Here is a 22,458-nt window from a genome sequence, read left to right on the forward strand (position 1 = left end):
AAATCATTCGCCTGAGCGGGGTTGCGAAACCACCGTTTCATGCTTGCGTAAACCGCCCCAAATACGATGACCAATGGCGGAATACATCGCGCCCGCAACCACGACAAACGCACCGAGATAACCTAAAAGGTTTAACATCGGTCTGGCGAAGAAATCGGGCCAGGCCATAGATAAAAGATCTGAAAACAGCAGGGTAAATAGCGGTGTAAGCGTGATTATCGCGCTCACCTGCGCCGCCTGCCAACGCGCCATCGCTTCCGCCAGGGCGCCATATCCTACCAGCGTATTTAGCCCGCAGAAAATCAAACAGGCGAGCTGCCAGTCGCTCAGTTGCGCTATCACCATCGGTTTTGCCAGCGGCAAGAGCGCTATCGTACATAAAGTGTACAGTAAAAACAGGATCTGCTGCGAGGCCAGACGTCGCAATAATACTTTTTGCGCCACGCCATAGCTCACCCACACCATCGCCGCGCCTACGCCAAAAATAACGCCCCAGGTGTAGTCGGTCAGTCGGGTAAAAATCTCGATCAGACTGGTGTTAAAAAACATCACCAGCCCGCTCAATAACATCAGCGCGCCAATCACCTGCGTACCGCGCATCTTTTCTTTCAGAATAAAGACGCTGGCGACCATCATGCCAACCGGCGAGAGCTGGCCGATAACCTGCGACGCGGTTGGGCTTAAATATTGCAGGGAAGAACTGAACAAAATGAAATTACCGAACAGTCCGCAGGTCGCTATCGCCAATAACACCAACCAGCGCGGCTTACGAAAAACACGCAGCGGCGGCAGCTTTCTTTTTACTGCCAGTATCGCCCCGAGGCCAATACTGGCCATTAAGAAGCGGTAGAAGACAATGGTTGAAGGCTCCATCACCTCCAGCACTTGCTTCATTGCTATTGGCAACGCTCCCCAGCACATCGCGGTAGTGAGCGCTAAAAGAATGCCAATGCCTGCCTGCTGCTTCATGCCGTGTTCCCTGCAAAGACCCGTTAACGGCATTCGCACAGCCACACGGGTATATTTTAGTCGGCCATCGAATGTAAAAAGCCCCGCAACAGGTGCGGGGCTTTCATCCGTTACCGGACCACAAAAAACTTACTCAGCAACGATGCTGATGTATTTACGGTTTTTCGGGCCTTTAACTTCGAATTTCACTTTACCGTCTGCTTTAGCAAACAGAGTGTGGTCACGACCGCAACCAACGTTGGTGCCAGCGTGGAATTTAGTACCACGTTGACGAACGATGATGCTGCCTGCCAGAACTGCTTCACCGCCAAAGCGTTTTACGCCCAGACGTTTAGCTTCAGAATCGCGACCGTTACGAGTCGAGCCGCCAGCCTTTTTATGTGCCATTTAATCTGCTCCCCTAATCTTAAGCGCTGATGCCGGTAATTTTCACATCAGTGAACCACTGACGATGGCCCTGCTGCTTACGGTAGTGTTTACGGCGACGAAACTTAACGATTTTAACTTTCTCGCCACGACCGTGGGCAACAACTTCAGCTTTGATTACGCCGCCATCAACGAAAGGAACGCCGATTTTGACTTCTTCACCGTTTGCGATCATCAGAACTTCAGCGAACTCGATAGTTTCGCCAGTTGCGATGTCCAGCTTTTCCAGGCGAACGGTCTGACCTTCGCTTACTCGGTGTTGTTTACCACCACTTTGGAAAACCGCGTACATAAAAAACTCCGCTTCCGCGCACACCTTTCAATGATTCAGAGCGCGCTATAAATATTCACAATAGGGCGCGAATATTACGCAAATTGCACGGCTTTGACAAGTGCTACCATCAATACATGAAGAAAAAAAACACAACGCATACGGTAACGTTTATCTGCGGCGTTTTTTCAGTACAATCAGGGTATATTTCTAACCATAAACCCTACGTTACCTCATTCAGACATGGGATAATCGGGGCGATAAGCCCGGCTTTTGCGATGAATTTAGAAAAAATCAACGAGTTAACCGCGCAAGATATGGCGGGTGTCAATGCGACAATCCTTGAACAGCTTAATTCCGACGTTCAACTGATTAATCAGCTAGGATATTACATTATTAGCGGCGGCGGAAAACGCATTCGTCCGATGATTGCCGTTCTTGCCGCGCGTGCGGTGGGTTATCAGGGTAACGCGCACGTGACTATCGCCGCTCTGATCGAGTTTATCCACACGGCGACGCTGCTACATGATGATGTGGTGGATGAATCCGATATGCGTCGCGGCAAAGCGACGGCAAATGCCGCTTTCGGTAATGCCGCCAGCGTGTTGGTCGGCGACTTTATCTATACCCGCGCCTTCCAGATGATGACCAGCCTCGGCTCGTTAAAAGTGCTGGAAGTGATGTCGGAAGCGGTCAACGTGATTGCAGAAGGCGAAGTGCTGCAATTGATGAACGTGAATGACCCGGACATTACCGAAGAAAATTACATGCGGGTGATTTACAGTAAAACGGCGCGTCTGTTCGAAGCCGCCGCCCAGTGCTCCGGTATTCTTGCCGGTTGTACGCCTGAGCAAGAGAAAGGGTTGCAGGACTATGGCCGCTACCTTGGTACGGCTTTCCAGCTCATTGACGATCTGCTGGATTACAGTGCCGACGGCGAGCATCTCGGTAAAAATGTGGGTGATGACCTCAATGAGGGCAAACCTACCTTACCGTTGCTTCACGCCATGCGCCACGGTACGCCAGAACAGTCAGCGATGATCCGTACCGCTATTGAACAAGGTAATGGCCGTCATCTTCTGGAACCGGTTCTGGAAGCGATGACCACCTGCGGCTCGCTGGAATGGACGCGTCAGCGAGCGGAAGAAGAAGCCGACAAAGCGATATCCGCGTTGCAGATATTGCCGGATACTCCATGGCGTGAGGCGCTAATCGGTCTCGCACACATCGCGGTGCAGCGCGATCGTTAATGCCGTTCTCTTATCCCGCGTACTGCGCGGGATATCCCATTAAGTTCTAATAAACTCCAGATACCCTATCGCCTGTTTTTCACATACTCATCCAGGATTTCCCCTGGCATATTCTGAATATTGCCGCCACTTACATGAACTTTTTAGAACATTCCTTCACGAAGCGTTATAGTATCGAACGTCGTCGGGTTGTTAAAACCGTAAGTGATTAACCTAAGGAGTGATGGATGTATGGAAAGCAAGCTTATTGACTGGCATCCGGCCGATATCATTGCCGGACTACGTAAAAAAGGGACTTCAATGGCCGCTGAGTCACGTCGGAATGGATTGAGTTCATCCACGCTGGCCAATGCATTAACGCGCCCGTGGCCGAAAGGAGAGTTGATTATCGCGAAAGCATTGGGAACGGAACCCTGGGTTATTTGGCCATCGCGTTATCACGATCCGCGCACGCATGAGTTTATCGACAGAACGCGGCTTATGAGAGCGCGTAATAAAGACAAACAGAATGTAGAGTAAGTGCCTGTAAAACAACCCCCGCAATCGCGTTCGCGGGGGTTATTCAGCGTACAGAAGGTTATTCGCCTTTCACGCGTTCAATATTCGCGCCTAGCGCGCGCAGTTTGTCTTCGATGCGCTCATAACCGCGATCGATGTGATAAATGCGATCCACAATCGTCGTGCCTTCCGCAATACAGCCCGCCAGCACCAGGCTCGCAGATGCCCGCAGATCTGTCGCCATGACCTGGGCGCCAGAGAGCGTTTCTACGCCATGGCATATGACGGTATTGCTTTCAATTTCCGCACGCGCGCCCATGCGACTGAGTTCAGGCACGTGCATAAAACGGTTTTCAAAGACGGTTTCAGTGATAAAGCCCGTCCCTTCCGCCACCAGGTTCAGCAACGTGAACTGCGCCTGCATATCGGTCGGGAATGCCGGGTGCGGCGCGGTACGGACATTGACCGCCTTCGGTCGTTTGCCGTGCATGTCCAGACTAATCCAGTCCTCGCCCACTTCGATATCCGCGCCAGCATCGCGCAGTTTCGCCAGTACCGCGTCCAGAGTGTCCGGTTGCGCGTTACGGCAGAGGATTTTGCCGCGAGAGATCGCTGCCGCCACCAGGAAAGTCCCCGTTTCGATGCGATCCGGCAGCACACGATAAACGCCGCCGCCCAGACGCTCTACGCCCTCGATCGTAATACGATCGGTGCCCTGCCCGGCGATCTTCGCCCCCAGCGTAACCAGGAAGTTAGCGGTGTCGACAATTTCCGGCTCGCGCGCGGCGTTTTCAATGATGGTCGTCCCTTCCGCCAGCGTGGCGGCGCACATAATGGTGACGGTCGCGCCGACGCTGACCTTATCCATCACGATATGCGCCCCTTTAAGACGCCCTTCTACGGAGGCCTTTACGTAGCCCTCTTCCAGCTTGATGGTCGCACCCAGTTGTTCCAGACCGGTAATATGCAGATCAACCGGACGCGCGCCGATAGTACAGCCCCCCGGCAGAGAGACTTGTCCCTGACCAAAACGGGCAACCAGCGGCCCCAGCGCCCATATCGAGGCGCGCATGGTCTTAACCAGATCATAAGGCGCGCAGAACACGTTCACCTGGCTGGCGTCAATATGTACCGATCCATTGCGTTCCACTTTCGCGCCTAATTGGCTCAGAAGCTTCATCGACGTATCCACGTCTTTCAGTTTTGGAACGTTTTGGATCTCTACCGGTTCTTCTGCCAGCAGAGCGGCGAACAGGATCGGCAGCGCGGCGTTTTTGGCGCCGGAAATTGTGACTTCGCCCTGGAGCGTCGTTGGCCCCTGTACACGAAATTTATCCATTATTGTATTCTCAGTTAAGCATTCATCTCCGCTACCGGCAGGTTACCCGTAGCTTAAAATCCGTTAAGTTTACGATCGCGCGCCCATTCTGCCGGGGTATATGCTTTGATCGATACGGCATGGATACGGTTGTCCGCAATGTACTCCATTAGCGGCCCATAGACCGTTTGCTGTTTCTTGACCCGGCTCATGCCGTCAAACATCTCGCCCACGGCAATAACCTGAAAGTGACTGCCATCGCCGGAGACGTGGACTTCCTGGAGGGAGAGGGCATTCATCAGCACACTCTGAATTTCATGATTTTCCATGGGTTCTTTATTCGTCAAATAGTGAAAACAGCCCAACATCTTAGAGCAAAGTCGCGCCGTCTTAAATAAGCAAAAGATTACGCTGATAAATCAGCGCGGTAAAAGTGCCGGATGGTGCTGCTAACGCAACTTATCCGGCCTACGGGGATCATGCGAAGTGTAGGCCGGATAAACCATCCGGCATTCATTACATACGGGGAAGTACGTCTTCGGGCAAGTTATATAATTGCGCCAGCGCGTAAACCTTGTCGTTAACGCCAGATAGCGACACGGCATTGCCCTGCTTTTTTGCCTGGTTCACAAGGTGCGCCAGCAGCGCCAGTCCCCCCGTATCTACCCTGGAGATCTGGCTCAGGTCGATACGGGTAACGCCATTCATCGCTTCTACGCGCGCGTCCCATAGCGGCGCCAACACGTCCTGATCCAGCTCTCCCGCCAGCACCAGAGTGTCCGCCTCACGCGTCCAGGTGAGTTGCGGCGTCATTACTGTTTCTCGTCCAAAGTAATTTTCTGTTGAGAGATAGATTTCAGTTGTGCGGTCAGGCCGTCGATGCCTTTAGTACGCAGCAGGTCGCTCCACTCATTTTGCTTGGTGGTGATCATGCTGACGCCTTCCGCAATCATGTCATACGCCTGCCAGTTGCCGGTCTGGGTGTTTTTGCGCCACTGGAAATCCAGGCGTACCGGCGGACGACCGTTAGGATCGATAATCGTTACACGGATAGGCACAATGGTCGCATCGCCCAGCGGTTGCTCAGGCGCTATCTGGTAAGTCTGACCGTGGTACATCGCCAGCGCCTGACCGTAGGCCTGTTTCAGGTATTCGCGAAACGCGGCAAAATAGGCTTCACGCTGCGCCGGAGTCGCCTCTTTGTAATAGCGGCCCAACACCAGCGCGCCGGCATATTTTACCTGCACGTACGGCAGAAGTTCCTGATCAACAACGTCGCGCAGGTAATCCGGATTGGCACGAATTTTCGGCTGTTCGTTTTTCAGGCGATCAAACGTTTTCTGCGCCGCCTCGTTCATCAGTTTATAAGGATTGCTCTGATCCGCTGCCGTTGCTGCGCTTAATGGCGCAATGACCAGCAGGGCCACCATCATCAGTCGTTTAAACATGCCTCAATTCTCCTGAGATTATTTCGTTTCGCCCGCGGGCGTTGTGGCTTCAGTATGGCCTTCCGTTGCGGCTGGCGTATCGCCAGAATTCTTATTGTCGTCGCCTTTGCTGTTATAAAGGAACTGACCAATCATATCTTCCAGCACCATTGCAGACTTGGTGTCCTGAATCGTACTCCCATCTTTGAGGATAGACGTTCCCAGCTCAGGATCTTCAAAACCGACGTTTAATGCCAGATATTGCTCCCCCAGCAGTCCGGAAGTTCGAATACTCAACGAGCTGGTATCGGGAATATGGTTATAACGCTCTTCGATGTCGAGCGTTACGCGCGGCAGGTATGTTTTCGGATCAAGCGAGATATCTTCAACCCGCCCGACAACCACCCCGCCGATGCGTACCGGGGAACGCACTTTCAGACCGCCGATGTTATCGAAGGTCGCATAAACCTTATAGGTCGGCTCCGTGCGCATAGAGGTCACATTTGCCGCCTTCAGGCAAACAAACAGCGCCGCCAGCAACGCTACCAGCAAAAAAACGCCTACCCAAATTTCATTTTTTTTCGTTTGCATGAACTCAATTCCCAAACATCAGTGCGGTCAGCACAAAATCCAGCCCCAGAACGGCCAACGATGCGTGAACCACGGTACGCGTCGTTGCCCGGCTAATCCCGGCAGAAGTCGGTATTGCGTCATAACCGTTGAATAACGCAATCCATGTTACCGTAATGGCGAACACCACGCTCTTTATCAGACAGTTCACCAGGTCCATACGCCAGTCGACGGCATTCTGCATCGCGGACCAGAAGAACCCGGCGTCGATTCCCTTCCAGCTTACGCCGACCAGCGAGCCGCCCCAGATACCGACCGCCACAAAGATAATGGTCAGTAGCGGCAATGAAATCACGCCCGCCCAAAAGCGCGGCGAAATCACCCGGCGCAATGGATCGACCGCCATCATCTCCATACTGGAGAGCTGCTCCGTCGCCCGCATCAGGCCGATTTCCGCCGTCAACGCCGACCCGGCCCGCCCGGCAAACAGCAACGCCGCGACCACCGGCCCCAGCTCGCGCAGCAGCGAAAGCGCCACTAACATGCCAAGACTGGTCTCCGCGCTGTAAGTGGTCAGAACCAGATAGCCTTGCAGCCCCAGCACCATACCGATGAATACGCCGGAGACAATAATGATAAGCATCGACAAGACGCCCACATTATAAAGCTGGCGCACCAGCAGCGGCGCATGTTTGCGAAACTCCGGCTTACCGATAATCGCATTGAATAACATTAACCCGGCGCGCCCGAACGTCCTGACGGTTTTGATCCCGCTGTGTCCGAGTGCTGCCAGCGCATTTAACAGCATGAGTGGCTTAACTCCCTGTTTCGAGTAAATCAAGGTGATAGTCGCCCGCCGGATAGCGGAACGGAACCGGCCCGTCGGCAATACCGTCAAGGAACTGACGCACGCGCGGGTCCGTATTCTCCTGCAACGCCTGAGCGCTACCGTGAGCGACGATTTTTTTGTCCGCCATGATCCAGGCGTGATCCGCAATACTGAGCACCTCTGGCACATCATGCGAGACCACCACGCAGGTCACGCCCAGCGCGCTGTTCAATTCTGAAATCAACTTCACCAGAACGCCCATGGTAATCGGGTCCTGGCCGACAAACGGCTCATCGAACATGATGAGATCCGGTTCCAGAGCGATGGCGCGCGCCAACGCGGCGCGGCGCGCCATCCCACCGGAGAGCTCGGAAGGCATCAGTTTTGCCGCGCCGCGCAGCCCGACAGCTTCCAGTTTCATCATCACGACGCTTTTTAGCAGCGGCGCGGGTAAATTGGTGTGCTCCCGTAGCGGATAGGCCACATTGTCAAACACGTTCATGTCGGTAAACAGTGCTCCCGACTGAAACAGCATACTCATACGTTTGCGGACGGTGTAGAGCCGCGAACGGGACATGGCCGGCACATTCTCGCCATCAAATAAGATCTCGCCCTTATCCGGCGGGATCTGTCCGCCAATCAGGCGCAACAGCGTGGTTTTACCGATGCCCGACGGCCCCATGATCGCCGTGATCTTCCCGCGCGGCACCGTCAGGGAAATATTATCGAAAATGCAGCGTTCGCCACGGGAAAAGCTGACGTCGCGCATATCGACTAAATTGGCCGCAGACTGACCCATTGATTCATCCTTCGTATTGCCTTGTTGAGGTAACCATGGCGCTGAATTTAACCATGGGTTCGACATAATTACAGAATATTAACTGACAGGGTTAGCGAAAGCTGGCATTCGTTTTACTTTTTAGCCGCATAAAGTCAAAATTAGGACTTCGTTACGGCTTCCAGATATCCCTTCCAGGGGACCGGCGAGTATACCTGAAGAAAGGACTTTAGATGCTTTTAGCGATGGCGCTACTCATAATTGGTTTGCTTCTGGTGGCCTACGGCGCCGATCGTCTGGTGTTTGCGGCCTCTATTTTATGCCGTACATTCGGTATTCCCCCGCTGATCATCGGGATGACGGTCGTGAGTATCGGCACCTCGCTGCCGGAAATTATTGTGTCGGCCGCCGCATCGCTACACGGTCAGCTCGATTTGGCCGTCGGCGCGGCGCTCGGTTCTAACATCACCAATATTTTGCTGATCTTAGGGCTGGCGGCGCTAGTTCGTCCATTTACCGTGCATTCCGATGTTCTACGTCGCGAATTGCCATTAATGTTATTTGTTAGCGTGGTAGCCGGTTCCGTACTGCATGACGGACAGTTAAGTCGCAGTGATGGTATCTTTCTCCTGCTTCTGGCTGTGCTATGGCTGTTATTCATTGTTAAAATCGCGCGTCTGGCCGAACGCCAGGGGAATGACAGCCTCACCCGCGAACAACTGGCGGAGCTGCCGCGCGAAGGCGGGCTCCCCGTCGCGTTCTTATGGCTGGGCATTGCGCTGGTCATCATGCCGATGGCGACGCGCATGGTAATCGATAACGCTACGGTGCTGGCGAACTATTTCGCCATGAGTGAATTAACGCTCGGTCTGACAGTCATCGCTGTCGGCACCAGTCTGCCAGAGCTGGCGACGGCGATTGCCGGCGTGCGAAAAGGCGAAAATGATATTGCCGTTGGTAATCTCATTGGCGCCAATATTTTTAATCTCGCCATCGTGCTGGGACTGCCTGCGCTGATCGCGCCGGGGGAGATCAACCCGCTGGCGTTTGGGCGAGATTATAGCGTGATGTTGCTGGTTAGCGTGGTTTTCGCTTTACTTTGCTGGCGGCATCCGCGCCAGATTGGTCGGGGCGCAGGTATACTGCTGACCGGCGGGTTTATCGTATGGCTGGCGATGCTCTATTGGCTATCGCCACTTCTTGTTGGATAACTGGAAACGGATTATGTCGCATTTAGCGTTGCAACCGGGGTTTGACTTTCAGCAGGCAGGCAAAGAGGTCCTGGAAATTGAACGTGAAGGCCTGGCGGAGCTTGATCAATATATCAACCAGCATTTCACGCTGGCCTGTGAAAAAATATTCAACTGCACCGGAAAAGTGGTGGTCATGGGAATGGGAAAATCCGGTCATATCGGACGGAAAATGGCCGCCACGTTCGCCAGTACCGGCACCTCTTCCTTTTTTGTACATCCAGGCGAAGCCGCGCACGGCGATTTGGGGATGGTTACGCCGCAGGATGTGGTTATCGCTATCTCCAACTCCGGCGAATCCAGCGAGATCGCGGCGCTAATACCGGTGCTTAAACGGCTGCACGTACCGTTAATTTGCATTACCGGGCGACCGGAAAGCAGCATGGCGCGTGCGGCAGATGTGCATCTGTGTGTTAAAGTGCCCAAAGAAGCGTGTCCGTTAGGCCTGGCGCCTACCACTAGTACCACCGCAACGCTGGTGATGGGCGACGCGCTCGCCGTGGCGTTGTTAAAAGCGCGCGGCTTTACCGCCGAGGATTTCGCTCTGTCGCATCCTGGCGGCGCGCTGGGACGTAAGCTACTGCTGCGCGTAAGCGATATTATGCATACTGGCGATGAGATCCCGCATGTTAATAAACATGCCACCCTGCGTGATGCGCTGTTAGAAATTACGCGTAAAAATCTCGGTATGACCGTCATTTGCGATGAATCCATGAAGATCGACGGTATCTTCACCGACGGCGATTTACGTCGCGTGTTCGATATGGGCGGCGATATGCGCCAGTTGGGGATCGCCGAGGTGATGACGCCAGGGGGCATTCGCGTGCGTCCCGGTATTCTCGCTGTCGATGCGCTGAATTTAATGCAGTCCCGCCATATCACCTCCGTACTGGTTGCTGATGGCGACCAGTTACTCGGTGTGTTACATATGCATGATCTCCTGCGTGCAGGCGTCGTGTAGAAACTCAAGGATAATTAACGATGAGTAAAGCAGGTGCGTCGCTTGCGACCTGTTATGGCCCCGTCAGCACCCATGTCATGACCAAAGCGGAGAATATCCGCCTGCTCATCCTGGACGTGGATGGCGTATTGTCTGACGGCCTGATTTATATGGGCAATAACGGCGAAGAGCTGAAGGCTTTCAACGTTCGTGACGGCTATGGTATTCGCTGTGCTTTGACCTCCAATATCGAGGTTGCCATTATTACCGGACGAAAGGCTAAACTTGTAGAAGATCGCTGCGCCACGCTGGGGATTGTCCATCTTTATCAGGGACAGTCGAATAAGCTGATCGCCTTTAGCGATCTGCTGGAAAAACTGGCCATTGCGCCGGAAAATGTTGCCTATGTCGGCGATGATCTGATTGACTGGCCGGTGATGGAAAAAGTGGGGTTAAGCGTTGCCGTTGCGGATGCGCATCCGCTGCTGATCCCCCGCGCTGACTATGTGACGCACATTGCCGGCGGGCGCGGCGCGGTACGTGAGGTGTGCGATTTGCTGCTGCTGGCGCAGGGCAAGCTGGATGAGGCCAAAGGGCAATCGATATGAGTAAAACCAGACGTTGGGTTATCATTCTACTGTCGCTGGCCATTCTGGTACTGATTGGTATCAATCTGGCGGATAAAGACGATCCTGCTGCCGTGATGGTCAACAGCAACGATCCCACGTATAAAAGCGAGCATACGGATACCGTCGTGTACAGTCCGGAAGGCGCGTTGAGCTATCGTCTGATCGCGCAGCACGTTGAATATTTTTCCGACCAGGCGGTCTCATGGTTTACGCAACCGGTATTAACCACCTTTGATAAGGATAAAGTGCCGACATGGTCGATCAAGGCCGATAAAGCCAAATTGACTAACGATCGGATGCTCTATCTGTATGGCCATGTTGAAGTCAACGCCCTGGTGCCTGACGCTCAATTACGCAGAATTACCACCGATAACGCGCAGATTAATCTGGTGACGCAGGATGTTACCTCGAACGATCTGGTGACGTTATACGGCACAACATTTAACTCCAGCGGACTGAAAATGCGCGGTAACTTACGCAGCAAGAACGCCGAGCTGATTGAAAAGGTTAGAACCTCTTATGAAATTCAAAACAAACAAACTCAGCCTTAATCTTATGCTTGCCGGCTCGCTGCTGGCCGCCAGCATTCCGGCTTTCGCCGTCACGGGCGATACCGAACAGCCTATTCATATTGACTCGGATCAACAGTCGCTGGATATGCAAGGCAACGTCGTGACCTTTACGGGCAACGTGGTGATGACCCAGGGCACGATTAAGATCAACGCCGATAAAGTCGTGGTTACCCGCCCTGGCGGCGAACAGGGGAAAGAGGTGATCGACGGTTACGGCAATCCGGCCACCTTCTACCAGATGCAGGACAACGGTAAGCCGGTGAAAGGCCACGCTTCCCATATGCATTACGAGCTGGCGAAAGATTTTGTGGTGCTGACCGGCAACGCTTATCTGGAGCAGCTTGACAGCAACATTACCGGCGACAAAATCACCTACCTGGTGAAAGAGCAGAAAATGCAGGCCTTCAGCGAGAAAGGCAAACGCGTCACCACCGTTCTGGTGCCGTCGCAGTTGCAAGACAAAAACAAAGGCCAGACTCCGGCGCAAAAGAAGAGTAACTAATTCGTTATGGCAACATTAACTGCAAAGAATCTGGCGAAGGCCTATAAAGGCCGTCGCGTAGTGGAAGATGTCAGTCTGACCGTTAACTCCGGGGAGATTGTCGGGCTGCTCGGTCCAAACGGCGCGGGTAAAACCACCACCTTTTATATGGTCGTCGGTATCGTGCCGCGTGACGCGGGCAATATCATCATCGATGATGAAGATATCAGTCTGCTGCCGCTGCACGCGCGCGCGCGCCGCGGTATCGGCTATTTGCCGCAGGAAGCCTCTATTTTCCGCCGTCTCAGCGTATTTGATAACCTGATGGCGGTACTGCAAATTCGTGACGATTTGACCGCAGAACAGCGAGAAGACCGCGCCAACGAGCTGATGGAAGAGTTTCATATTGAGCATCTGCGCGACAGCATGGGACAGGCGTTGTCCGGTGGTGAACGCCGTCGTGTAGAAATTGCCCGCGCGTTGGCCGCTAATCCCAAATTTATCCTGCTGGATGAACCCTTTGCCGGCGTTGACCCGATTTCCGTTATCGACATCAAACGCATTATCGAGCATCTGCGCGATAGCGGGCTCGGCGTGCTGATCACCGACCATAACGTCCGTGAGACGCTGGCAGTCTGTGAACGTGCCTATATCGTGAGCCAGGGCCACCTTATTGCCCACGGTACGCCGACAGAAATCCTGCAAGACGAACACGTTAAGCGTGTATATCTTGGGGAAGACTTCAGACTCTGATAGGGTAGAGGGCTATGCTGCTCTAGCGGGAGAAAACGACTCTGAATATGAAGCAAGGTTTGCAACTCAGGCTTAGCCAACAACTGGCGATGACGCCTCAGCTACAACAGGCCATCCGTCTGTTGCAGTTGTCTACGCTGGAACTTCAGCAGGAACTCCAGCAAGCGCTGGAAAATAACCCGCTGCTTGAGCAAACCGATCTTCATGACGAAATCGACACTCAGCAACCTCAGGATAACGATCCTCTCGATACCGCCGACGCGCTCGAACAAAAAGAGATGCCGGAAGAGCTGCCGCTTGACGCCAGTTGGGATGAAATTTACACCGCCGGGACGCCGTCCGGCCCCAGCGGCGATTATATCGACGATGAGCTGCCCGTCTATCAGGGCGAAACGACGCAGTCGTTGCAGGATTATCTGATGTGGCAGGTTGAGCTAACGCCCTTCTCGGATACCGATCGCGCTATTGCGACATCCATTGTCGACGCGGTAGATGATACCGGCTATCTCACCGTATCCCTGGACGAAATTCGCGAAAGCATGGGCGATGTAGAGGTGGATCTCGATGAGGTTGAAGCCGTCCTGAAGCGCATTCAGCGTTTTGATCCGGTAGGCGTCGCGGCAAAAGATCTTCGCGACTGTCTGCTGATCCAGCTTTCACAATTCGACAAATCCACGCCGTGGCTGGAAGAGGCGCGGCTTATTATCTGCGATCACCTTGATCTGCTGGCCAACCACGATTTCCGCACATTGATGCGCGTTACCCGACTAAAAGAAGAGGTGCTGAAAGAGGCGGTAAACCTGATTCAGTCGCTCGATCCCAGACCCGGTCAATCGATCCAGACCGGCGAGCCGGAGTACGTTATCCCGGATGTGCTGGTACGCAAGCATAACGGTCGCTGGACGGTGGAGCTTAATAGCGACAGTATTCCCCGTTTACAGATTAACCAGCACTATGCCGCCATGTGCAATAGCGCGCGCAACGATGCCGACAGCCAGTTCATCCGCAGTAATTTACAGGATGCGAAATGGCTGATAAAAAGCCTTGAAAGCCGCAACGACACGCTGCTGCGCGTCAGTCGCTGCATCGTCGAGCAACAGCAAGCCTTTTTTGAACAGGGCGAAGAATATATGAAACCGATGGTACTGGCGGATATCGCCCAGGCCGTCGAGATGCACGAATCCACTATATCCCGCGTGACCACGCAGAAGTATTTGCACAGCCCGCGCGGTATTTTTGAACTCAAATATTTCTTTTCCAGCCACGTCAATACCGAAGGCGGAGGCGAAGCCTCTTCCACCGCGATTCGCGCGCTGGTGAAGAAGTTAATTGCGGCGGAAAACCCCGCGAAACCACTGAGCGACAGCAAGTTAACCTCTCTGCTGTCAGAACAAGGTATCATGGTGGCGCGCCGCACTGTTGCGAAGTACCGAGAGTCTTTATCCATTCCGCCGTCAAACCAACGCAAACAGCTGGTTTGACCCAACCGATAAGGAAGACACTATGCAGCTCAATATCACCGGACATAATGTCGAAATTACTGAAGCCCTGCGTGAATTTGTGACGACAAAATTCGCCAAACTTGAACAGTATTTTGAGCGGATTAATCAGGTATACGTGGTGTTGAAAGTGGAGAAGGTCACGCATATCTCGGATGCGACGCTACACGTTAACGGCGGCGAAATTCACGCCAGCGCGGAAGGCCAGGATATGTATGCCGCCATTGACGGCTTGATTGATAAACTGGCAAGGCAGTTAACCAGGCATAAAGATAAACTGAAACAACACTAATTGTCCGGGCAGTTAGCCAGTGCAGGACGGCCTGTTGTGTGACACAACGGGCCATTTGTACAGTTAGCGCTCCGAACCTGGCCATCAACCTGACAGGACAGGTTCTTAGGTGAAATTATGATAAATAACGATACGACTCTACAACTGAGCAGTGTACTTAACCAGGAGTGTACGCGTAGCGGCGTTCATTGTCAGAGTAAGAAACGCGCGCTGGAAATCATCAGCGAACTGGCGGCAAAACAGCTCAGTTTACCTCCTCAGGTCGTGTTTGAAGCCATTCTGACACGCGAAAAAATGGGCAGTACCGGTATTGGTAATGGTATCGCCATCCCGCACGGGAAACTGGAAGAAGATACCTTACGCGCCGTCGGCGTGTTCGTTCAGCTCGAAACGCCGATCGCGTTCGACGCCATCGATAACCAGCCGGTCGATCTCCTCTTCGCCCTGCTGGTGCCCGCCGATCAAACTAAAACGCATCTGCACACGCTGTCGCTGGTGGCGAAACGTCTGGCGGATAAAACGATCTGCCGCCGCCTGCGCGCGGCGCTGAATGATGAAGAGCTGTATCAAATCATTACTGACACCGAAGGTGAGCAGAATGAGGCATAACAACTCAATGGCATTTCTTTCTGTCGTTGTGAGGAGAAACGGTACATGGTACTGATGATCGTCAGCGGGCGTTCCGGATCAGGTAAATCTGTCGCTCTGCGCGCGCTGGAAGATATGGGATTTTACTGCGTGGATAACCTCCCCGTCGTGCTGTTGCCCGATCTGGCGCGAACGCTGGCCGATCGCCAGATTTCCGCCGCCGTCAGCATTGATGTGCGCAATATGCCTGAATCACCTGAGATTTTTGAACAGGCGATGAATAATCTGCCTGGCGCTTTCTCGCCGCAATTGCTGTTTCTTGATGCCGACCGCAATACCTTGATTCGCCGCTACAGCGACACGCGCCGTTTGCATCCGCTTTCCAGCAAAAATCTTTCTTTAGAGAGTGCGATCGATAAAGAGAGTGACTTGCTGGAGCCGTTACGCTCACGTGCGGATCTGATCGTCGACACTTCAGAAATGTCCGTCCATGAGCTGGCGGAGATGCTGCGTACCCGGCTGTTGGGCAAACGCGAGCGCGAACTGACGATGGTATTTGAGTCCTTCGGCTTTAAACATGGTATCCCGATTGATGCGGACTATGTGTTCGATGTCCGCTTTCTGCCCAACCCGCACTGGGATCCAAAACTGCGCCCCATGACCGGGCTTGATAAGCCGGTAGCCGCGTTTCTTGACCGACACACAGAAGTTCACAATTTTATCTATCAGACTCGCAGCTATCTTGAGCTATGGTTACCGATGCTGGAGACCAACAACCGCAGCTACCTTACCGTCGCTATCGGTTGTACCGGCGGGAAACACCGTTCGGTGTATATTGCAGAACAGCTGGCAGACTACTTCCGCTCGCGCGGTAAAAATGTCCAGTCTCGCCATCGCACGCTGGAAAAACGCAAAACATGACCGTAAAGCAAACTGTTGAAGTCACCAATAAGCTGGGCATGCATGCCCGGCCTGCCATGAAGCTTTTCGAACTGATGCAGGGGTTTGACGCCGAGGTGCTATTACGCAATGACGAAGGCACTGAAGCGGAAGCGAACAGCGTCATCGCGCTGTTAATGCTCGACTCCGCCAAGGGGCGTCAGATCGAAATTGAAGCCACCGGCCCGCAAGAAGTTGAAGCGCTGGCGGCGGTTATCGCGCTGTTCAATTCCGGCTTTGACGAAGACTAAACCTCCCCCTCTATACCCTATTTCCCCCAACGCCGTCCCGGTATTTGATGACAGTCACCCCAAAACCGGGCGTGTTACGCCTGCCTGCCTCTTGTCCCGCAGCCCCGCCCTTTCGTAAGATTTGTACATTTCGTGCGCTTTACCTATGCATAAAAACATTAAGAAAACCTTAAAAAATTTCGTTTAGGTTTTGTTTAAGTTCTTTGTCCATACTAAATTTATGTGAATAAATTTTTCCAGGACTTGCCATGATCCTCTTATCGAAACAGACTCCGCTGGGCGCTGGTCGACATCGTAAATGCTATACGCATCCGGATAATGCCCGGCGTTGCATAAAAGTTATTTACAACCGTGACCACGGCGGTGATAAAGAGATTCGGCGTGAACTGAGCTACTATGCACATCTGTCCCGCTACCTGACGGACTGGAGCGCTATCCCCCGTTATTACGGCACGGTAGAAACCGATTGCGGCACCGGCTATGTCTACGACATGATTACCGATTTCAACGGCGCGCCCTCTATTACCCTGACCGAGTTCGCCGCGCAATGTCGTTATGAAGAGGATGTCGCTGTCCTGCGGCGGCTACTGAAAAAACTGAAACGTTACCTGCTGGATAACCATATTGTGACGATGTCGCTGAAGCCGCAAAATATCCTGTGCCAGCGTATCAGCGAGTCAGAAGTGGTTCCGGTGGTTTGCGACAATCTGGGGGAAAGTACCTTTATCCCGCTGGCGACCTGGTCAACATGGTGCTGTGAACGCAAACTGGAGAGAGTGTGGCAGCGGTTTATCGCCCAGCCTGCGCTGGCCGTTGCCCTGGAGAGGGACGCGCAGCCAAAAGACAAGAAACGGCTGGCGCTTACTTCTCACGAAGCTTAATGGCCTGTGCTTATCAGGCCTGGACGACACAGATCGCAGGCCGGATAAGGCGTTCGCGCCGCCAATCGGCAAAATTAATTAAGCTGGTTGCGCGTCATAAAAGATTCCCCGCCCAGTTGTCGCATCTGGCGCATAATCCACGCCTGCCGGCTACGCACATAGCCAGACGGCGCATTCGCCTTATAGCGTAACGGATTTGGCAATACCGCCGCCAGCAACGCGGCTTCAGACACACTCAAGCGACTGGCAGGTTTATGAAAATACCGTTGTGCCGCAGCCTCCACGCCGAAAATACCATCGCCAAACTCCGCGATATTCAGATAAACCGTGAGAATGCGCTTTTTGCTCCAGACAGTTTCAATGCCCAGCGTTAGCCCGGCCTCCAGACCTTTGCGCACCCAACTGCGCCCATCCCATAAAAAGAGATTTTTCGCCGTTTGCTGCGAAAGCGTAGAGGCGCCGCGAATACGGCTCTCATTCCGCTCATTATGCGCCAGCGCTTTTTCAATCGCCGGAACATCAAAGCCCCAGTGCTCAGGGAACTTCTGGTCTTCCGCCGCAATTACCGCCAGCCCCATCCACGGCGAGATATCCGCCATACTGACCCAGTCAGAATGCGCCACATAACCGAACTCTCCGCCGAGCCAGGCGCTAATCTGCCGTTCCGCCATCACCGCCGAAAAAGGCACCGGAACCACGCTAAACAGCGCAATGCCGCCGCCCCAAAAGACGGCGAGCGCAGCAAGGATACGTAAAAGTAGACGGCGCAAAAACGTTAACGGCGCGATGCGTCGTTTGCTCATTCCGCCAGAACCAGCACGCGCGACACTAATTTATCAATGCCGCTTGCCGCCTGGGCGATATCCTGCGCCAGCATATAGGCAGGGGTGGTCACGACCTTGTTATCCTCGTCCACAACGATATCATCAACCGGGCAAGGTACGTGTTCGGCCCCCATCTCTTCAAGTACTTCAGCGGTATCAATATCCGTCCCTATTGTCAGACGTAGCGGGAAGTCAAAGATTTTCGGCAACATTGCGGGCGCGATACAGATGAATCCCAGCGGCTTGCCGGACTGGTGCATGGCCTTCGCCAGCGCGACGACATCACTATCCACCCGGCATTCGCTCCCCTGGCTGGCGAAATTACTCAGGTTCTTCGCCGCGCCGAAACCACCGGGCACAATGAGCGCATCCAGTTCCTCTGGCTGCGCCTGGGACAGGGGACGAATATCGCCCCGCGTAATACGCGCCGCCTCAATCAGAACGTTACGCGTTTCCGCCATCGCTTCGCCGGTCAGGTGATTAATAACATCCGCTTGTGGTTTATCCGGCGCGAAGCAGACAGCCTGCGCGCCGCTGCGGGCAATGGCCAACAGCGTCAGAACGGCCTCATGAATTTCGGTGCCGTCATAGACGCCGCATCCGCTGAGCACTACGCCAATTTTTTTCATGGTGAACATCCTCCTGCAACCGACTCAAGCCCATTAATAATTTTGATTAAAATGCTACGCTTCACACATTTAAATGATTCATGTAACAAATCATTTAGGATTTGCTATCTTAACTGCGTGCGGCCTGAAAACAGGACTGCGCCTTTGACATCATCATAATAAGCACGGCGCAGCCACGATTTCCCTGGTGTTGGCGCAGTATTCGCGCACCCCGGTCAAACCGGGGTCATTTTTTTTCCGCGTTTGCCACCCAGGCTTTCAGCACCGCGACATCGTGCTGCCACTCCTGCTTCATCTCTTCAATCCATTCCGCGACATTATCTTCCCAGGCGGGAAGATCCGGCGACTGGATTTGCTGGCCAAGCTGTTGCAGATGACGCAGCCCTACCGAACCGGCGGCGCCTTTAATCTTATGCCCTTCCTCAACGACGCCTTTTTTGTCACGCGCCGTCAGATTGGACTCCAGCACGCTTAAATAGCCAGGCATCATTTTTTCAAACACCGCGAGACCGTCGGTGATCAATTTAGGCCCAACCAACTCGATGTATTGTTCCAGCATCGGGATATCCAGCAGCGCTTGCGCTTTATCGCTCTCTTCAGGCGTCACGGTACTCTCCTCTTTATCGGTGGCATCCCAGAATTTTTTAATCATCGCGGTTAAGGCCGGCACCGACAGCGGCTTACTCAGCACATCGTCCATACCAGCGTCCAGATACTCTTTTTTATCTTTCAGAACGTTAGCCGTAAGCGCTACCAGCGGCGGTAAATCTTCCCGCGTGTGGCGACGGGTCAGTTCTCTGGCGATATCCAGACCCGTCATATCCGGTAGCTGAATATCCAGTAAGACCAGGTCATATTCGCCTGGCGCGAACATCTCCAGCGCCGCCTTGCCGGTCATCGCGACATCCACGCTGTTCCCCAGTTTTTCCAGTACCGAACGCGCCACGATCACGTTCAGTTCAATATCTTCGACCAGCAGAACATGCAGCGCGGGCAGCGGCATGTCATCTTCATCAAAGGCGTCCTCCACCTCTTCCGCCACCGCTGGCGCATGAACCGTTAGCGTAAAGGTCGATCCTTTGCCCGGCAGACTGGAAACGGTAATATCGCCGCCCATATTTTTCGCCAGCCGACGGGAGACCGCCAGCCCGATACCGGTACCCGTTGCCGGTTTGCCGCCGTTACTGTCTTTCACCTGATAATACATGGCGAAAATTTTATCCTGCTCATCCTGCGGAATGCCGATCCCGGAATCTTCCACTTCAAAGTGCAGCATGTCGCCTTCATCATAGCGCGCCCGCACCGTCACCTGGCCCTGCTGAGTAAACTTCACCGCATTGCTGATCAAATTCCACAAAATCTGGCGCAGACGCGTTCCGTCGGTAATGACTTTGTGCGGCAACGGCAGCGTCGGCTCAAGCACAAAACGTAGCCCTTTTTGCTGCGCCTGCAAACCGGAAAGGTTTTCCAGATCGGCCATAAAGCTGGTGAAATCAATGGGTTGGTTATCAAGCTGAACCTTACGCCGCTCCATCTTATCCATATCAATGATATCATTGAAAATATTGCCTAACGTCACGGCGGAGACATGGATTGTCTTAAGGTATTTTTCCTGTTCGGCGGTGAGATCGGTATCCAGCAGGATGCGGCTTAAACCGACGATGCCGTTAAGCGGGGTGCGCAGCTCATGACTGATGGTAGAGATAAACGTGGTCTTGTCGCGGCTGGCGCGCTCCAGCGCGTCCTGATAACGCTTACGTTCGGTAATATCACGACCAAATCCCATCAAGCCATGACGTTTACCGACACGGTCGTAATAAGGCACTTTACGAATTTCAAAGCAGGCCTTTCGTCCGTCCGGGTAATCCAGCCACTGTTCGTAGGTCAGGGAGACGTTATGGCGGAATACTTTTTCATCGGTTTCAATGACTTTCTCCGCCGCTTCGGGAGAGTACACATCTTCCGGCTTCAAATGCACCAGCTGTTTTTCGCTCTTGCCGGTTAGCAATTCCATTGCGCGGTTACAGCCGGAAAATTCTTTATCCTCATTACGATAAAAAACCAAATCCGGCGAGGCGTCCAGAAAGGAGCGCAGAAAAGAGGATTGCTGTTCTAGCTGGATTTGCGCTTCTTCACGCTCTTTAATTTCTACTTTTAGCTGTTCAAATGTCTCTTGCAGCTCCGCTTCCGCTTTTTCGCGATCGGCAATTTCCTGATTAAGCTGGGCAATATTGTCCTTCAACTGTACGTTAAGCTTGAGATCGCGCTCGCGCATCTCCTCCAGCTTTTGCACCAGACGCGACAGTCGCTGCCTTGACTCTTCCAGTTGTTCAACAACAACGGATAAGAAATAGACCGCCCAGGGCGTAATTAACAGGCCAAAAAAGATGGAACGAATAACGTCGATACTTTCAACCTGACCATGCAGCACCATGGTCACCGCCATCTGCACGACAATCGCCAGCACCACCAATGCCAACGCCAGGAGCATGGAAAAGCGCACCAGACCCAATTTCATCATCAGGTCGACATAGTATTGCGCCAGCATACGAATTTGCTTCATAGAGGATTCCTTCACCACAACTTCGCACATAATACCCAATTATGGGAACCGCGTTGAATATTGTGCGAAATATGCGTAGCGCCCCTCATCACGCTACGCTACAGGTGGTATCCAGGGACGGGCCAGCGCAGAGCCCTGTACGCCATGCTCATTCAGGTATTTGTCCAGCTCAACCATCCCCGTCCAGCGATTCTCGCACCACAGCGGGGCAAGCAGCGTCGGACGGCGAGCGCTGGCTGAAATTCGGTGATAAATCACCTCCGGCGGCGTATGACGAATCATCTCACCTGCCGTTAGCGTGTAGTCGTCCAGTTCGATGCCGTTCAGCCGCCCCGCTTCCCAGGCTTTGGCCATCGTACTGCCTTTCACAATATGCAGCGGATGCAGTTTAATACCGTCAACGCCCGTCTCCACCACACGCTCCATGGTTTGCAGGCATTCTGCCTGCCCTTCGCCCGGCAGCCCCACAATCAGATGCGCGCACACTTTCAGCCCGCGCTCCCGGGCAATCCGGGTGGTACGCTGATAGCAGGCGAAGTCATGCCCGCGGTTAATTCGGCGCAGGGTTTTATCGTGTGCGGTTTGCAATCCCAGTTCCAGCCACACCTCGTAGCCTTGATCTTTATATTCACACAGTAAATCTACTACTGCCTGCGGGACACAATCCGGACGCGTACCGACGCATAACCCGACGATACTGGCCTGGCTGACCGCCTGTTGATACATGGAACGCAGCACCTGCACTTCTGCAAAGGTGCTGGTGTAGGCCTGGAAATAGGCCAGATAGCGTTTAGCGCGGTTCACCAGATGCGCCTGATGCGCAAGCTGCTCGGCAATCGAATGATGCTGCTGCGCCTCATCGGCAAAAGAGGCGACATTACAGAAGGTGCAACCGCCACGCCCGATGGTGCCGTCGCGATTAGGGCAGCTAAAACCGCCATGAAGCGTCAGCTTATGAACCTTTTGCCCATACCGACGTAAAAGATCCCCACCAAACATATTGACTAATTTCTGTAACTGCATAATCTGAT

Annotated in this window: 28 protein-coding genes; 14 read left to right on the forward strand and 14 right to left on the reverse strand. The window is 53.5% G+C overall.

Going from position 1 to position 22,458, the window contains the following annotated elements; all coding sequences use genetic code 11:
- Positions 1-3: 3 nt before the first annotated feature.
- From ACH0VJ_RS11465 to rplU, 3 genes are all read right to left on the reverse strand, one after another.
- Positions 4-969, reverse strand: coding sequence for a DMT family transporter (locus tag ACH0VJ_RS11465; RefSeq protein WP_000813054.1), 966 nt, complete (start codon positions 967-969; stop codon positions 4-6).
- Between the two features lie 129 nt (positions 970-1,098).
- Positions 1,099-1,356, reverse strand: a complete 258-nt coding sequence (rpmA, locus tag ACH0VJ_RS11470) for a 50S ribosomal protein L27 (RefSeq protein WP_000940593.1) — start codon at positions 1,354-1,356, stop codon at positions 1,099-1,101.
- A 19-nt stretch (positions 1,357-1,375) separates the two neighbouring features.
- Positions 1,376-1,687 (reverse strand): 50S ribosomal protein L21, encoded by a 312-nt coding sequence (gene rplU, locus ACH0VJ_RS11475; protein ID WP_000271396.1) that lies wholly within the window; start codon positions 1,685-1,687, stop codon positions 1,376-1,378.
- 257 nt (positions 1,688-1,944) lie between these two features.
- On the opposite strand from rplU, the gene ispB reads away from it, so the two are divergent.
- Complete coding sequence (ispB, locus tag ACH0VJ_RS11480) at positions 1,945-2,916, forward strand: octaprenyl diphosphate synthase (protein ID WP_001047354.1); 972 nt, start codon at positions 1,945-1,947, stop codon at positions 2,914-2,916.
- A 231-nt stretch (positions 2,917-3,147) separates the two neighbouring features.
- Complete coding sequence (gene sfsB / locus ACH0VJ_RS11485) at positions 3,148-3,435, forward strand: DNA-binding transcriptional regulator SfsB (protein WP_000444167.1); 288 nt, start codon at positions 3,148-3,150, stop codon at positions 3,433-3,435.
- A gap of 58 nt (positions 3,436-3,493) precedes the next feature.
- Here sfsB and murA read toward each other — a convergent pair whose 3' ends face one another.
- The 7 genes from murA to mlaF all read right to left on the reverse strand — a co-directional run bounded on the left by murA (position 3,494) and on the right by mlaF (position 8,357).
- Positions 3,494-4,753 (reverse strand): UDP-N-acetylglucosamine 1-carboxyvinyltransferase, encoded by a 1,260-nt coding sequence (gene murA / locus ACH0VJ_RS11490; protein WP_000357288.1) that lies wholly within the window; start codon positions 4,751-4,753, stop codon positions 3,494-3,496.
- Positions 4,754-4,806: 53 nt separating this feature from the next.
- Positions 4,807-5,061: a BolA family iron metabolism protein IbaG gene (gene ibaG / locus ACH0VJ_RS11495; protein ID WP_001518349.1), complete on the reverse strand. Its 255-nt coding sequence runs from the start codon at positions 5,059-5,061 to the stop codon at positions 4,807-4,809.
- A gap of 187 nt (positions 5,062-5,248) precedes the next feature.
- Positions 5,249-5,545, reverse strand: coding sequence for a lipid asymmetry maintenance protein MlaB (gene mlaB / locus ACH0VJ_RS11500; protein ID WP_000188843.1), 297 nt, complete (start codon positions 5,543-5,545; stop codon positions 5,249-5,251).
- Entirely contained in the window at positions 5,545-6,180 is a 636-nt protein-coding gene (gene mlaC, locus ACH0VJ_RS11505; RefSeq protein WP_000476475.1) for a phospholipid-binding protein MlaC, read from the reverse strand. The genes mlaB and mlaC overlap by 1 nt, the downstream gene beginning before the upstream one ends.
- 18 nt (positions 6,181-6,198) lie before the next feature.
- Complete coding sequence (gene mlaD, locus ACH0VJ_RS11510) at positions 6,199-6,750, reverse strand: outer membrane lipid asymmetry maintenance protein MlaD (RefSeq protein WP_001193592.1); 552 nt, start codon at positions 6,748-6,750, stop codon at positions 6,199-6,201.
- A 4-nt stretch (positions 6,751-6,754) separates the two neighbouring features.
- Complete coding sequence (mlaE, locus tag ACH0VJ_RS11515; RefSeq protein WP_000925786.1) at positions 6,755-7,537, reverse strand: lipid asymmetry maintenance ABC transporter permease subunit MlaE; 783 nt, start codon at positions 7,535-7,537, stop codon at positions 6,755-6,757.
- 7 nt (positions 7,538-7,544) lie between these two features.
- The gene (mlaF, locus tag ACH0VJ_RS11520) at positions 7,545-8,357 is read right to left on the reverse strand and encodes a phospholipid ABC transporter ATP-binding protein MlaF (protein WP_000531566.1); all 813 of its coding nucleotides are present in this window, start codon (positions 8,355-8,357) and stop codon (positions 7,545-7,547) included.
- A gap of 212 nt (positions 8,358-8,569) precedes the next feature.
- Here mlaF and ACH0VJ_RS11525 point away from each other — a divergent pair, with 212 nt between their 5' ends.
- The 12 genes from ACH0VJ_RS11525 (at position 8,570) to yrbL (ending at position 17,411) form a co-directional block, all read left to right on the forward strand.
- On the forward strand, positions 8,570-9,547 hold the full coding sequence (locus tag ACH0VJ_RS11525) for a calcium/sodium antiporter (RefSeq protein WP_000922736.1): 978 nt from the start codon (positions 8,570-8,572) through the stop codon (positions 9,545-9,547).
- A 13-nt stretch (positions 9,548-9,560) separates the two neighbouring features.
- Positions 9,561-10,547, forward strand: coding sequence for an arabinose-5-phosphate isomerase KdsD (gene kdsD / locus ACH0VJ_RS11530; RefSeq protein ID WP_000018614.1), 987 nt, complete (start codon positions 9,561-9,563; stop codon positions 10,545-10,547).
- Positions 10,548-10,567: 20 nt separating this feature from the next.
- Complete coding sequence (gene kdsC / locus ACH0VJ_RS11535) at positions 10,568-11,134, forward strand: 3-deoxy-manno-octulosonate-8-phosphatase KdsC (protein ID WP_000030029.1); 567 nt, start codon at positions 10,568-10,570, stop codon at positions 11,132-11,134.
- The gene (gene lptC, locus ACH0VJ_RS11540; RefSeq protein ID WP_000047845.1) at positions 11,131-11,706 is read left to right on the forward strand and encodes an LPS export ABC transporter periplasmic protein LptC; all 576 of its coding nucleotides are present in this window, start codon (positions 11,131-11,133) and stop codon (positions 11,704-11,706) included. Before kdsC ends, lptC begins: the two co-directional genes overlap by 4 nt.
- Entirely contained in the window at positions 11,675-12,229 is a 555-nt protein-coding gene (gene lptA, locus ACH0VJ_RS11545) for a lipopolysaccharide ABC transporter substrate-binding protein LptA (RefSeq protein ID WP_000669770.1), read from the forward strand. Before lptC ends, lptA begins: the two co-directional genes overlap by 32 nt.
- Positions 12,230-12,235: 6 nt before the next feature.
- Complete coding sequence (lptB, locus tag ACH0VJ_RS11550; protein ID WP_000224104.1) at positions 12,236-12,961, forward strand: LPS export ABC transporter ATP-binding protein; 726 nt, start codon at positions 12,236-12,238, stop codon at positions 12,959-12,961.
- Between the two features lie 47 nt (positions 12,962-13,008).
- A complete protein-coding gene (gene rpoN / locus ACH0VJ_RS11555) occupies positions 13,009-14,442 on the forward strand; it encodes an RNA polymerase factor sigma-54 (protein WP_000809020.1) in 1,434 nt (477 codons plus the stop codon).
- Between the two features lie 22 nt (positions 14,443-14,464).
- A complete protein-coding gene (gene hpf, locus ACH0VJ_RS11560; RefSeq protein ID WP_001176589.1) occupies positions 14,465-14,752 on the forward strand; it encodes a ribosome hibernation promoting factor in 288 nt (95 codons plus the stop codon).
- A gap of 117 nt (positions 14,753-14,869) precedes the next feature.
- On the forward strand, positions 14,870-15,361 hold the full coding sequence (gene ptsN, locus ACH0VJ_RS11565; RefSeq protein WP_000609332.1) for a PTS IIA-like nitrogen regulatory protein PtsN: 492 nt from the start codon (positions 14,870-14,872) through the stop codon (positions 15,359-15,361).
- A gap of 45 nt (positions 15,362-15,406) precedes the next feature.
- Positions 15,407-16,261 (forward strand): RNase adapter RapZ, encoded by an 855-nt coding sequence (rapZ, locus tag ACH0VJ_RS11570; RefSeq protein WP_000243749.1) that lies wholly within the window; start codon positions 15,407-15,409, stop codon positions 16,259-16,261.
- Positions 16,258-16,530, forward strand: coding sequence for a PTS phosphocarrier protein NPr (npr, locus tag ACH0VJ_RS11575; RefSeq protein WP_000216797.1), 273 nt, complete (start codon positions 16,258-16,260; stop codon positions 16,528-16,530). The genes rapZ and npr overlap by 4 nt, the downstream gene beginning before the upstream one ends.
- Positions 16,531-16,778: 248 nt before the next feature.
- On the forward strand, positions 16,779-17,411 hold the full coding sequence (gene yrbL / locus ACH0VJ_RS11580; protein WP_000602196.1) for a PhoP regulatory network protein YrbL: 633 nt from the start codon (positions 16,779-16,781) through the stop codon (positions 17,409-17,411).
- Positions 17,412-17,485: 74 nt separating this feature from the next.
- On the opposite strand, the gene mtgA is transcribed toward yrbL, so the two are convergent.
- From mtgA to ACH0VJ_RS11600, 4 genes are all read right to left on the reverse strand, one after another.
- The gene (gene mtgA / locus ACH0VJ_RS11585) at positions 17,486-18,214 is read right to left on the reverse strand and encodes a monofunctional biosynthetic peptidoglycan transglycosylase (RefSeq protein ID WP_000044653.1); all 729 of its coding nucleotides are present in this window, start codon (positions 18,212-18,214) and stop codon (positions 17,486-17,488) included.
- Positions 18,211-18,864: an isoprenoid biosynthesis glyoxalase ElbB gene (elbB, locus tag ACH0VJ_RS11590; protein WP_000719822.1), complete on the reverse strand. Its 654-nt coding sequence runs from the start codon at positions 18,862-18,864 to the stop codon at positions 18,211-18,213. Before elbB ends, mtgA begins: the two co-directional genes overlap by 4 nt.
- Before the next feature lie 226 nt (positions 18,865-19,090).
- The gene (gene arcB, locus ACH0VJ_RS11595) at positions 19,091-21,427 is read right to left on the reverse strand and encodes an aerobic respiration two-component sensor histidine kinase ArcB (protein WP_000809813.1); all 2,337 of its coding nucleotides are present in this window, start codon (positions 21,425-21,427) and stop codon (positions 19,091-19,093) included.
- A 93-nt stretch (positions 21,428-21,520) separates the two neighbouring features.
- Positions 21,521-22,450 carry a TIGR01212 family radical SAM protein gene (locus ACH0VJ_RS11600; RefSeq protein WP_001176887.1) on the reverse strand — a complete coding sequence of 310 codons (930 nt, stop codon included), beginning with the start codon at positions 22,448-22,450 and terminating at the stop codon, positions 21,521-21,523.
- Positions 22,451-22,458: the final 8 nt, after the last annotated feature.

Source organism: Salmonella sp. 2020_1459 (assembly GCF_043847915.1).
GTDB lineage: Bacteria > Pseudomonadota > Gammaproteobacteria > Enterobacterales > Enterobacteriaceae > Salmonella > Salmonella enterica.

What these genes read in the sequence shown, in the direction of transcription:
- yrbL (WP_000602196.1), top strand. Translation starts at nt 16,779, where the DNA reads ATGATCCTCTTATCGAAACAGACTCCGCTGGGCGCTGGTCGACATCGT.
- ispB (WP_001047354.1), top strand. Translation starts at nt 1,945, where the DNA reads ATGAATTTAGAAAAAATCAACGAGTTAACCGCGCAAGATATGGCGGGT.
- lptB (WP_000224104.1), top strand. Translation starts at nt 12,236, where the DNA reads ATGGCAACATTAACTGCAAAGAATCTGGCGAAGGCCTATAAAGGCCGT.
- rpmA (WP_000940593.1), bottom strand. Translation starts at nt 1,356, where the DNA reads ATGGCACATAAAAAGGCTGGCGGCTCGACTCGTAACGGTCGCGATTCT.
- mlaE (WP_000925786.1), bottom strand. Translation starts at nt 7,537, where the DNA reads ATGCTGTTAAATGCGCTGGCAGCACTCGGACACAGCGGGATCAAAACC.
- elbB (WP_000719822.1), bottom strand. Translation starts at nt 18,864, where the DNA reads ATGAAAAAAATTGGCGTAGTGCTCAGCGGATGCGGCGTCTATGACGGC.
- rapZ (WP_000243749.1), top strand. Translation starts at nt 15,407, where the DNA reads ATGGTACTGATGATCGTCAGCGGGCGTTCCGGATCAGGTAAATCTGTC.
- lptA (WP_000669770.1), top strand. Translation starts at nt 11,675, where the DNA reads ATGAAATTCAAAACAAACAAACTCAGCCTTAATCTTATGCTTGCCGGC.
- ibaG (WP_001518349.1), bottom strand. Translation starts at nt 5,061, where the DNA reads ATGGAAAATCATGAAATTCAGAGTGTGCTGATGAATGCCCTCTCCCTC.
- rplU (WP_000271396.1), bottom strand. Translation starts at nt 1,687, where the DNA reads ATGTACGCGGTTTTCCAAAGTGGTGGTAAACAACACCGAGTAAGCGAA.
- ACH0VJ_RS11525 (WP_000922736.1), top strand. Translation starts at nt 8,570, where the DNA reads ATGCTTTTAGCGATGGCGCTACTCATAATTGGTTTGCTTCTGGTGGCC.
- murA (WP_000357288.1), bottom strand. Translation starts at nt 4,753, where the DNA reads ATGGATAAATTTCGTGTACAGGGGCCAACGACGCTCCAGGGCGAAGTC.
- sfsB (WP_000444167.1), top strand. Translation starts at nt 3,148, where the DNA reads ATGGAAAGCAAGCTTATTGACTGGCATCCGGCCGATATCATTGCCGGA.
- mlaC (WP_000476475.1), bottom strand. Translation starts at nt 6,180, where the DNA reads ATGTTTAAACGACTGATGATGGTGGCCCTGCTGGTCATTGCGCCATTA.
- ptsN (WP_000609332.1), top strand. Translation starts at nt 14,870, where the DNA reads ATGATAAATAACGATACGACTCTACAACTGAGCAGTGTACTTAACCAG.
- kdsC (WP_000030029.1), top strand. Translation starts at nt 10,568, where the DNA reads ATGAGTAAAGCAGGTGCGTCGCTTGCGACCTGTTATGGCCCCGTCAGC.
- kdsD (WP_000018614.1), top strand. Translation starts at nt 9,561, where the DNA reads ATGTCGCATTTAGCGTTGCAACCGGGGTTTGACTTTCAGCAGGCAGGC.
- ACH0VJ_RS11600 (WP_001176887.1), bottom strand. Translation starts at nt 22,450, where the DNA reads ATGCAGTTACAGAAATTAGTCAATATGTTTGGTGGGGATCTTTTACGT.
- ACH0VJ_RS11465 (WP_000813054.1), bottom strand. Translation starts at nt 969, where the DNA reads ATGAAGCAGCAGGCAGGCATTGGCATTCTTTTAGCGCTCACTACCGCG.
- arcB (WP_000809813.1), bottom strand. Translation starts at nt 21,427, where the DNA reads ATGAAGCAAATTCGTATGCTGGCGCAATACTATGTCGACCTGATGATG.
- rpoN (WP_000809020.1), top strand. Translation starts at nt 13,009, where the DNA reads ATGAAGCAAGGTTTGCAACTCAGGCTTAGCCAACAACTGGCGATGACG.
- lptC (WP_000047845.1), top strand. Translation starts at nt 11,131, where the DNA reads ATGAGTAAAACCAGACGTTGGGTTATCATTCTACTGTCGCTGGCCATT.
- mtgA (WP_000044653.1), bottom strand. Translation starts at nt 18,214, where the DNA reads ATGAGCAAACGACGCATCGCGCCGTTAACGTTTTTGCGCCGTCTACTT.
- mlaF (WP_000531566.1), bottom strand. Translation starts at nt 8,357, where the DNA reads ATGGGTCAGTCTGCGGCCAATTTAGTCGATATGCGCGACGTCAGCTTT.
- hpf (WP_001176589.1), top strand. Translation starts at nt 14,465, where the DNA reads ATGCAGCTCAATATCACCGGACATAATGTCGAAATTACTGAAGCCCTG.
- mlaB (WP_000188843.1), bottom strand. Translation starts at nt 5,545, where the DNA reads ATGACGCCGCAACTCACCTGGACGCGTGAGGCGGACACTCTGGTGCTG.
- mlaD (WP_001193592.1), bottom strand. Translation starts at nt 6,750, where the DNA reads ATGCAAACGAAAAAAAATGAAATTTGGGTAGGCGTTTTTTTGCTGGTA.
- npr (WP_000216797.1), top strand. Translation starts at nt 16,258, where the DNA reads ATGACCGTAAAGCAAACTGTTGAAGTCACCAATAAGCTGGGCATGCAT.